Origin of the sequence: Methylibium sp. (assembly GCF_031393925.1) — a bacterium.
In the GTDB taxonomy this organism is placed as follows: Bacteria; Pseudomonadota; Gammaproteobacteria; order Burkholderiales; family Burkholderiaceae_C; genus Methylibium.
On record NZ_JANMWL010000180.1, the window covers coordinates 1 to 8,711 of the forward strand.

Below are 8,711 nucleotides of genomic sequence, written 5' to 3' on the forward strand. Positions count from 1 at the left end.
TCCCGCCGTTGACGGGGCATGTCATCGACCAGACCGGCACGCTCACCGCTGAGCAGAGAGCGTCGCTCGAGCAAACCTTGACGGCGTTCGAGGCCAAGAAGGGCAGTCAGCTTGCGGTGCTGATGATCGCCTCGTCAGCCCCGGAAGCCATCGAGCCGTTCGCCTTGCGCGTCGCCGAGCAATGGAAGCTCGGACGCAAGAAGATCGATGACGGCGCCATCCTCGTCGTTGCGAAGGGCGACCGCGCGATGCGTATCGAGGTGGGCTACGGCCTGGAAGGGGCGCTTAACGATCTCACCAGCAAACGCATCATCAGCGAAACCATCTTGCCGCGATTCAAGAGCCAGGACTTCTATGGCGGCATCACGGCCGGGGTCGGGCAAATGATGCGCGTCATCGATGGGGAGCCCTTGCCGGCGCCGAGCAACAAGCCCACCGGGGGCGTCGGCGATGTGCAGCAGTACGCCCCCGTGCTTTTCATTCTGGCGCTCGCCGTGGGCGGCGTGCTGCGCGCCACGCTGGGCAAGCTTCCTGGCTCGCTGGTCACGGGCGGCGTCGTCGCCGTGATTGCCTGGTTCGTCGTCGGTGCCATCTCGGTGGCCTTGGTCGCCGGCGTGGTCGCGCTGTTCGTCACGCTGTTCGGTGGTGGCATGGGCCGGCATGGACTCGGTGGCCTTTACGGCGGAGGAGGCCGTGGTGGCTTTGGCGGCGGCGGTGGCGGATTCGGTGGCGGCGGCGCTTCGGGCAGGTGGTGAGCATGAAGATCAAACGCATCGTGAAGCATCTGCTGGTGACCGACGGGCAGCTCAGGCGGGCCTTTCCCCGCAGCACCTTGAACGCGATCGAGGACGCGATCAAGGCCAGCGAGACCGCTCATGTCGGAGAAATACGATTCGCAGTCGAGGCGGCGCTGGACGGCGCGCCGCTGTTCAAGGGGCAGTCGGCCAGGGATCGCGCGATCGACCTGTTTTCGCAACTGCGCGTATGGGACACCCAATACAACACGGGCGTGCTGATTTACCTCTTGCTCGCGGATCGGGCCGTGGAGATCGTGGCCGATCGCGGGATTCACACCAAGGTGGATTCACAGGAATGGAGCAAGGTGTGCCGCCAGATGGAAACAGCCTTCCAGCAATCGAACTTCGAGGCTGGCGTGGTGAGCGGTGTGCAGGCTGTCACGCAGCACCTGATGACGCATTTTCCTGCTGATGGCCACGATGGCAATGAACTGCCGGACAAGCCGGTGGTGCTGTGACAAAGCCAAGCTCATCGGACCGCTCTCCGCTCTGAAAAACGACTGACCGTGCGGGCCCGAGGCGGGCTCTCCGACCATTCTTCGCGACGCCAATGACCGCCCAAACGTCTCTCGGCACCCGCGCGACTGGGCGCGCCGGGCTGCGGCCCGTGCAACTGGCTTGGCTGGCGGCGGCGGTCTTCATCGTCTCGGCCGGCTATGGGGCGCTGTTGCCCGTGCTGCCAGCTTGGCTGGCCGGGGTGATGCCCGGCGCAAATGCCACCGAAGTCGGCCGTCACGTCGGCTTTCTCAGCGGTGTCTACGCGGCCGGCGTGCTGCTGGGTGCCCCCCTGTGGGGAGTCGTCTCGGATCGCGTCGGGCGGGGCCGAATCCTGATCGCCGGGCTCGTCGGCTACGTCGGCAGCCTGCTGCTCCTGCTCGTGCCGGCAATGGCCGGTTTGTGGGCAATCTACGCACTGCGCGCCACGACCGGCTTTTTCGTGGCGGCGGTCGTCCCCGTGGTCGCTGCGCTGGTCGCCGAGCACACCCCCGAGGATCTGCGCGCACGGCGCTTTGCGTGGTTGGGCGCCATGTCGCTGCTCGGATTTTTGTTCGGCCCCGGACTGAGCGCGGTGGCCGATTGGGTCGGGCCATGGGTCGCCGACGGAGCGGTTTCCTCGGCGCTCTCGGCGCGGCTTGTGCTCGTTCTGTCTGCGTTGCTCGGCGGCGTGATGATGCTGGGGCTGGCCGGGACCTTGCCCGCATCACTTGCCGCGGGCGCGGCGGTGCAAAAGCAGCCGGTGACTTCGGCCCAAGGCCAGCCTGGCGCGCTGTTGTGGCTCAGCGGGGCGGTGATGTTCGTGCTGGCGAGCTTCGAGCTGGGCATCGTGCTGCAAGGGCAGCAGCAGTCCGGCCAGTCCTCTCGCCAGGCGGCGATCATGCTTGCCGAGTGCAGCCTGGTCATGCTGGGCGTCAACGCACTGCTGTTCTTCACGTCGATGCTGGAGAGGATTTCGGCACGCGTCCTCATCGCTGCAGGGCTGATCCTCGCGATGCTCGGGCTGGCCGTGCTGGACGCGCTGCCTGCGAATCACTCCGGCGCCTGGATGTACCTGGGCGTCAGTCTCACCGCTGCCGGCACGGGTCTGGTACTGCCGGTCATCGCCTACCTGGCCGCCGGCGCTTCACCACCGAAGCTCGGTGCCGTGATGGGTGGCCTGGCCGCAGCAGCCGGCTTCGGCCAGACGCTCGGCTCGGCCGCGGGCGGATGGCTCTTCGGCACGCTTGCACAGCGCAGCTTCGGCTGGCTGACCCTTCCCTTGGTGGTGATGCTGCTGCTCCTGTTGGCCAGACCGCGCTGGCTGGGTGCGCTGACGCACGGACGGGCGCTGCAGAACTCTCCAGAATGAATGTTCACCTTCGCCGGCACGCGACGCGCGCCCAACGCAATGCAGCCACAACGACTGGAGCCCTCGAACTGAAATGCATCCACGCCAACAGCGCGCAAGTGACGCTCGTCAAGGGCGACCTGCGCGGCATCGCGCAAGCTCGCCTCATTTCGCAGGACACCGTCGCCAACATGAAGCAGAACCCTCGGCTTCGCCTTCGTCTACAACGCGCTCGGCGTGCCGCTGGCGGCCGGCGTGCTGTACCCGTTCACCGGCTGGCTGCTCTCGCCGATGAGCGCGGCGCTGGCCATGAGCCTGAGTTCGGTGTCGGTCATCTCGAACGCCTTGCGCCTGCGAGGATCGCGTCGCAAGGTGTTGATCAATGACCAATGAAACGCCAACTCCGGCCTGGCACAGCCTCGATGTCGCACAGTGCGCAGCACGGCTTCAAACCCATCCTGCTCACGGCTTGAGCCAAGCCGAGGCAGCGCAGCGGCTGGTTCGTCACGGCCCCAACAAGCTGGCCGAGAAAAAGCCGCGCTCGGCGTGGCTAAAGTTTTTGGACCAGTTCAGGAACGTGCTGGTGCTGGTGCTCATCGGCGCCGCCGCGCTGGCCGGCGCTATCGGCGACGTCAAGGACGCGGTGGTGATCCTGATCGTGGTGGCGTTCAACGCCGCTCTGGGCTTCTACCAGGAGCACCGCGCCGAGGCCACCTTGGCCGCGCTCGAGAAGATGCTGGCGCAGCACGCACGGGTACGGCGCGACGGCAAGGTGATGCAGATTGCGGCCGAGCAGCTGGTGGCGGGCGATATCGTGTTGCTCGAGGCGGGCGACCGTGTGCCCGCCGACGGCCGCGTACTGGTCGCACACAACGCTGAAGTTGCCGAAGCGGCGCTGACCGGTGAATCGCACGCCGTGGGCAAGCATGCCGCGGCCCTGGCGCCGGGCGAACACGCGCTGGCCGAGCGCGTCAACATGGCCTACATGAACACCGTGATCACGCGCGGCCGCCTCGAACTGCTGGTCGCGGCCACGGGCATGCACACCGAGATGGGCCGCATCAGCAGCCTGCTGGAATCGGCGCAGGAAAGTCCAACGCCTTTGCAGCTGCAACTCGATGCACTGGGTAAGCGTCTGGCGCTTATCGCCGCCGCGGTGGTGAGCGTGATTTTTGCGCTCGGCATTGCGCGCGGCGATCCCCTGGTGCAGACCGTGCTGACCTCGATCGCCCTGGCCGTGGCCGCCATTCCCGAAGGACTGCCGGCGGTGGTGACGGTGACCTTGGCGATCGGCATGCACCGCATGGCAAAGAACCGCGCGATCGTCAAGAAACTGTCCGCCGTTGAAGCCCTGGGCTCGACCACGGTGATCTGCTCGGACAAGACCGGCACCCTCACGCTCAACCAGATGACTGCGCGCTCGGTGTTCTATCGCGGGCGGCGTTTTGCGGTGAGCGGGGAAGGCTATGGCGGCGAGGGCGTCATCAGCGAAGCCAGCGGCGCGTCGCCCGATGCGTTGCCCGCTGCGTTGCCTGATTTCCTGCCCTTGCTCATCCCCGCCGCCCTGTGCTCGGAGTCCCGCATCCACGACGGCCAGCTCATCGGCGACCCGACCGAGGGCGCGCTGCTGGCACTGGCCTCCAGAGGGGGTGTCGATCAGGAAGCGGCAGCCGAGCACCGCCCACGCATCGCCGAAATCCCCTTCGATTCCGCGCACAAGTTCATGGCTACCTTTCACCACGATGGCGAGTGGGTGCGCATGTTCGTCAAGGGTGCGCCCGACGTTTTGCTGGCGCGTGCCAGCCGCTTTCTCGGTGCTGAAAGTGCCTTGGGTGAGATGCCGCTCGACGCGTCGGCCCGCGCCGCCTTCGTGGCCGAGAACGCCGCTTTTGCCGGCCTGGCCATGCGTGTCCTGGCGGTGGCCGGGCGCGACATTTCGGCCAAGCAATTCGACCCCACTGCAGACCTGATGTCATGGGCAAGCGAGCTGGTGCTGATCGGCCTGGTCGGCATCATCGACCCGCCCCGCCCCGAGGCGCGCGATGCCATCCGCCTGTGCAAAAAGGCCGGCATCCAGGTCAAGATGATCACCGGCGATCACAGCATCACGGCCGCCGCCATCGCCCGCGAACTGGATCTGCAAGGCGCGGTGCTGACCGGCGCGGAGCTTGACAGGATCGACGTCGCGGAGCTGTCCCGCCACATCGAGGAAACCGCCGTGTTCGCCCGCGTTGCCCCGGAACACAAGGTCAAGATCGTGCAGGCGCTGAAGGCGCGCGGCCACGTCGTGGCCATGACCGGCGACGGTGTCAACGACGCACCGGCGCTGAAAAACGCCGACATCGGCGTGGCCATGGGCATCACCGGCACCGAGGTGACCAAGGAGGCCGCCACCATGGTGCTCACCGACGACAACTTCGCCACCATCGTCGATGCGGTCAAGGAGGGGCGCACCATCTACGACAACATCGTCAAGTTCGTGCGCTTCCAGCTTTCAACCAACGTCGGTGCCGTCTTCACCGTGCTCGGCGCGCAGTTGCTGGGTTTGCCGATGCCTTTCACGGCGATCCATATTTTGTGGATCAACATCATCATGGACGGACCACCCGCCATGACCCTGGGCCTGGAGCCTGCCCGCCCCGGCATCATGTTCGAGCCCCCGCGCCGTGCCGACGAGCGCATCCTCTCCCTGGCGCGCTTGAAGCGGCTCCTGATGTACGGGCTGACGATGGCAGTCGGCACCCTGGGCCTGTTTCATTACGCCCAGCAGCGCGGCGAGACCTATGCGCTGACCTTGGCCTTCACCACCTTCGTGTTGTTTCAGTTTTTCAATGTATTCAACGCCCGCGCCGGCACGGGCTCCGCCTTCAACCGACAATTTCTCAGCAACGCAAAACTGTGGGTGGCACTGGGCACGGTCGTGGGGCTGCAGGTGCTCGTGGTGCATTGGGCACCGGCTCAGGCGCTCTTCAATACGACCGCCTTGTCGACCCGAGACTGGGTTCTGGCGTGCGCGGTGGCCTCATCCATCCTGCTTCTGGACGAAGGCTACAAGCTGTTGACGAAATTGCTGCAATTCAATCGCCGGAGAACTTAATGGACCCGAAGAGTGCCCCCTCCCCGTCGTCGTCGCTGCCGCCTCTGGACGACCCGCTCATTCGCATGCTTGCGAAGTCAATCCGCCACGCCGTGCGGATTCTGGCGGTGATGATGGTGCTGGTGATCTGGTGGGGGGTTGCGGACGTGGCCTACGTGCTGTTCGAGCGCATCTCCAACCACCCCTATACCTGCTCAACATCAGCGACATCCTGGCCACCTTCGGCGCCTTCATGGCGGTGCTGATTGCCATCGAAATTTTCATCAACATCTCCAGTTACCTGCGCGATAACGTCATCCATATCAAGATCGTCCTGGCCACGGCGTTCATGGCAGTGGCCCGCAAGGTCATCGTGCTGGATTACAAGGAAGTCAGCCCGGCCTATGTGTTCGCCACGGCGGCGCTGGTGCTCGCACTGGCCGTGGCCTATTGGCTGGCCGTGGTGAAAAATACTTCCATCGAAAGCCACGGCGAACTTTGAACTGGAGTGGACCCATGAAGATCCTTGTTCCCGTCGACGGCTCCGAGGCCGCACTCGACGCCGTGCGTCACGCAGTGCACTTGCACCGCAACGGCCTGCAGGCCAGCTTCGTGCTGGTAACAGTGCAGGAACCGACCTACGTCTATGAAATGCTGCTGGCGCCCGATGCCGAGGCGCTGGAGAGGGTGACGGGCGCGGTCGGCGCGCTCGCGCTCGAGGGTGCCTTGGCGATGTTCTTGGCCGCAGCCATTTCCGTCGAGCGCGAGATCGGCTCTGGCGACCCGGCACAGACGCTGATCGAGATGGTGGGTCGCCACGGCTGCGACGCCATCATCATCGGCGCGCGCGGCCGGGGCGCGCTGCGCAGCGCGCTGCTGGGCTCGGTATCGCAAGCGGTGCTGCACGCCGCGGTGGTGCCCGTGACGATCGTGAAGCACGTTGCGACATAGCCAGCCCCCCGATTTCGTAAAGCAGGCATTGAAGGAGAACAGCATGGCCGTGCGCAAACCACACCGGATCCTGATTGCAAGCGACGGTTCGCGCGCCGCGCAAGCGGCACTGGAGACGGCGGTCAAGCTTCCCTGGCCGGCCTCGTCGCGGCTGCTCGGCGTCGTTGCACGCTCTGGCTGGATGCCCTTCGCATCAGACGACACGCGCGCGGCGGTCGAGGCGAGCTTCGAGGAGGTGGGCGCCGCGGCGCGCAGCGCCTTGGCAAGGTCGTGGCCGCAATCAAGCGTCGTGGTCGTCGACGCGCCGCCTGTCGAGGCGATTCTTGCCGAAGCACAACGCTTCGACGCGAGCGTGATCGTCCTCGGCTGGCGCGGCCATGGCGTGTTTCGTCGCCTGCTCGCCGGCAGCGTTTCACGCAGCGTGGCCACACGTGCACGATGTCCCGTGCTGGTCGTGCGCGAGGCGCCGCGTGCAGTGCGCCGCTTCGTGCTGGGATTCGATGGCTGTCCCAATGCCGAGCATGCCCTCGACTTTCTGGGCTCGCTCGAGCCCGGCCGCGGCCGCCGCGTGGTCCTCGTGAACGTGGTCGAGGCGGTCATCGTTCCGGCTTCGGTTCGGCAGCTCCCCGCGTCGATGCGCGCGCAAATTCGCGGCGAGGTGGCCGCACAGAACCAGGAACGCTTGCGGCAGGCGCAGGCCACCGTCGAGGCGGGCGCCGCCCGCCTCGAGCGTTGCGGCTGGAAGGCCCAGTGCGATGTGCGCGTCGGCGCTCCACTCGCGAGCCTCTTGAAGGCCGTCGCCGAGCATCGGGGGGATCTGCTGGTGCTGGGGGCGCGCGCGACCAGCGGAGTGGAGCGCGCGCTGCTCGGCAGCGTCGCAACCGGCGCGTTGAACAGCTCGCGCGCCGTGCTGCTCGTGCCCTAGTCTTACTGGGCTAACAAGCCTCTCTTGCATGACGAGCGCGCACTGAGATGTTTCTCGCGGCCATTGGCGCAATGCAACCCGCATTGCCTGCAAGCGTCGCAAGACCAGAACGGTTGGCGCGTCAACCGCCGAGAGCTCGAGAGGCCCAGGGTCAGAACTTCTCAGGGCGCAGCACGTCGACGTCACCGACGTACATCACCATCGAGTAGTTGTCGGAGTAGCGCTCGCGCAGTGCCGCGCATATGGCGAGGGCCGTGTCGGCGCCGCACAGCACCTCGAGGCGAATGTTGGCGTGCGGCGCCCAGGTGGCGTCGCGTTTGCCGTGTCCGCCCTTGCCGCGAGCATCGGTGATCGTGTAGCCGCGCGCCCCGAGGGCTTCAATTTCTCGCACCAGCGTGTCCTCGAGCGCGGCTTCGGTCACGACGGTCAGCAGCTTGCGAGCGGTCAGTTCCATGGCGTCAGCCTCCGGCGTGAAGATACTGAGCAAGCCGGTGGTACAGCGGAATGCCCACGATGAGGTTAAACGGGAAGGTGATGCCGAGCGCCGCGCCTATCGACAGCGCCGGGTTTGCCGTCGGCACCGCGATGCGCATCGCTGCCGGGGCCGCGATGTAGGACGCGCTCGCGTACAGCGTGGCCAGCAAGGTGATGCCGCCAACGGACAGCCCGAGCAACTGACCGGTGATCAAGCCCAGGCCCCCGGCCGCCAGGGGCATGAGCGTGGCAAACGCAAACAGGAAGACGCCCGCACGGCGCAAGTCGCCGATACGGCTCGCGGCGACCAGCCCCATCTCCAGCAGGAAGAACGCGAGCAGCCCCTTGAACAGATCGAAAAACACGCGGTCGAGCGGCGCGATGCCGTCAGGGCCGGCGAGCCAGCCGATCGCCAGTCCGCCCAACAACAGCACGATGCTCTTGCCGGCGAATACTTCGTGCAGCACCCGTCCGAAGGGCCACGAAGGGGCCGCTGCGTGGCCCTTTGGAGCACCGCGCTCGCCGTGTCGGGCCAGCAGCGTGCCGATGACCAATGCGGGGAACTCGAGGAGCACCAGGAACACCGTCATGTAGCCCTCGGGCGCCTGTCCCAGACGTGCGAGGTAGGCAGAGGCAACGGCGAAGGTCACCACACTGACCGAC

At 66.2% G+C, this 8,711-nt stretch carries 10 protein-coding genes and 1 pseudogene; 9 read left to right on the plus strand and 2 right to left on the minus strand.

Annotation, left to right across the window (positions count from 1 at the left end; genetic code table 11):
* The 9 genes and pseudogenes from RMO12_RS09915 to RMO12_RS09955 all read left to right on the plus strand — a co-directional run.
* The coding region (locus tag RMO12_RS09915) for a TPM domain-containing protein (RefSeq protein ID WP_309639165.1) at positions 1–755 on the plus strand (755 nt) is incomplete at its 5' end.
* 2 nt (positions 756–757) lie between these two features.
* Entirely contained in the window at positions 758–1,255 is a 498-nt protein-coding gene (locus RMO12_RS09920) for a TPM domain-containing protein (RefSeq protein ID WP_309639166.1), read from the plus strand.
* Positions 1,256–1,404: 149 nt separating this feature from the next.
* On the plus strand, positions 1,405–2,643 hold the full coding sequence (locus RMO12_RS09925; RefSeq protein ID WP_405029657.1) for an MFS transporter: 1,239 nt from the start codon (positions 1,405–1,407) through the stop codon (positions 2,641–2,643).
* Between the two features lie 86 nt (positions 2,644–2,729).
* Positions 2,730–3,015 (plus strand): annotated as a pseudogene (locus tag RMO12_RS09930) (copper-transporting ATPase); the annotation flags it as partial.
* A complete protein-coding gene (locus RMO12_RS09935; protein WP_309639168.1) occupies positions 3,005–5,719 on the plus strand; it encodes an HAD-IC family P-type ATPase in 2,715 nt (904 codons plus the stop codon). The pseudogene RMO12_RS09930 and the gene RMO12_RS09935, both read left to right, overlap by 11 nt.
* Entirely contained in the window at positions 5,719–5,964 is a 246-nt protein-coding gene (locus RMO12_RS09940; protein WP_309639169.1) for a hypothetical protein, read from the plus strand. The genes RMO12_RS09935 and RMO12_RS09940 overlap by 1 nt, the downstream gene beginning before the upstream one ends.
* Positions 5,850–6,200, plus strand: a complete 351-nt coding sequence (locus tag RMO12_RS09945) for a phosphate-starvation-inducible PsiE family protein (protein ID WP_405029658.1) — start codon at positions 5,850–5,852, stop codon at positions 6,198–6,200. Before RMO12_RS09940 ends, RMO12_RS09945 begins: the two co-directional genes overlap by 115 nt.
* 14 nt (positions 6,201–6,214) lie before the next feature.
* Positions 6,215–6,649, plus strand: coding sequence for a universal stress protein (locus RMO12_RS09950; protein WP_309639171.1), 435 nt, complete (start codon positions 6,215–6,217; stop codon positions 6,647–6,649).
* A 43-nt stretch (positions 6,650–6,692) separates the two neighbouring features.
* The gene (locus RMO12_RS09955; RefSeq protein ID WP_309639172.1) at positions 6,693–7,574 is read left to right on the plus strand and encodes a universal stress protein; all 882 of its coding nucleotides are present in this window, start codon (positions 6,693–6,695) and stop codon (positions 7,572–7,574) included.
* Positions 7,575–7,725: 151 nt separating this feature from the next.
* Here RMO12_RS09955 and RMO12_RS09960 read toward each other — a convergent pair whose 3' ends face one another.
* The gene (locus tag RMO12_RS09960; RefSeq protein WP_309639173.1) at positions 7,726–8,028 is read right to left on the minus strand and encodes a P-II family nitrogen regulator; all 303 of its coding nucleotides are present in this window, start codon (positions 8,026–8,028) and stop codon (positions 7,726–7,728) included.
* A 4-nt stretch (positions 8,029–8,032) separates the two neighbouring features.
* The coding region (locus RMO12_RS09965) for a sodium-dependent bicarbonate transport family permease (protein ID WP_309639174.1) at positions 8,033–8,711 on the minus strand (679 nt) is incomplete at its 5' end.

Coding starts and splice junctions, on each gene's coding strand:
- RMO12_RS09950 (WP_309639171.1), top strand. CDS start 6,215: ATGAAGATCCTTGTTCCCGTCGACGGCTCCGAGGCCGCACTCGACGCC.
- RMO12_RS09935 (WP_309639168.1), top strand. CDS start 3,005: ATGACCAATGAAACGCCAACTCCGGCCTGGCACAGCCTCGATGTCGCA.
- RMO12_RS09920 (WP_309639166.1), top strand. CDS start 758: ATGAAGATCAAACGCATCGTGAAGCATCTGCTGGTGACCGACGGGCAG.
- RMO12_RS09940 (WP_309639169.1), top strand. CDS start 5,719: ATGGACCCGAAGAGTGCCCCCTCCCCGTCGTCGTCGCTGCCGCCTCTG.
- RMO12_RS09955 (WP_309639172.1), top strand. CDS start 6,693: ATGGCCGTGCGCAAACCACACCGGATCCTGATTGCAAGCGACGGTTCG.
- RMO12_RS09960 (WP_309639173.1), bottom strand. CDS start 8,028: ATGGAACTGACCGCTCGCAAGCTGCTGACCGTCGTGACCGAAGCCGCG.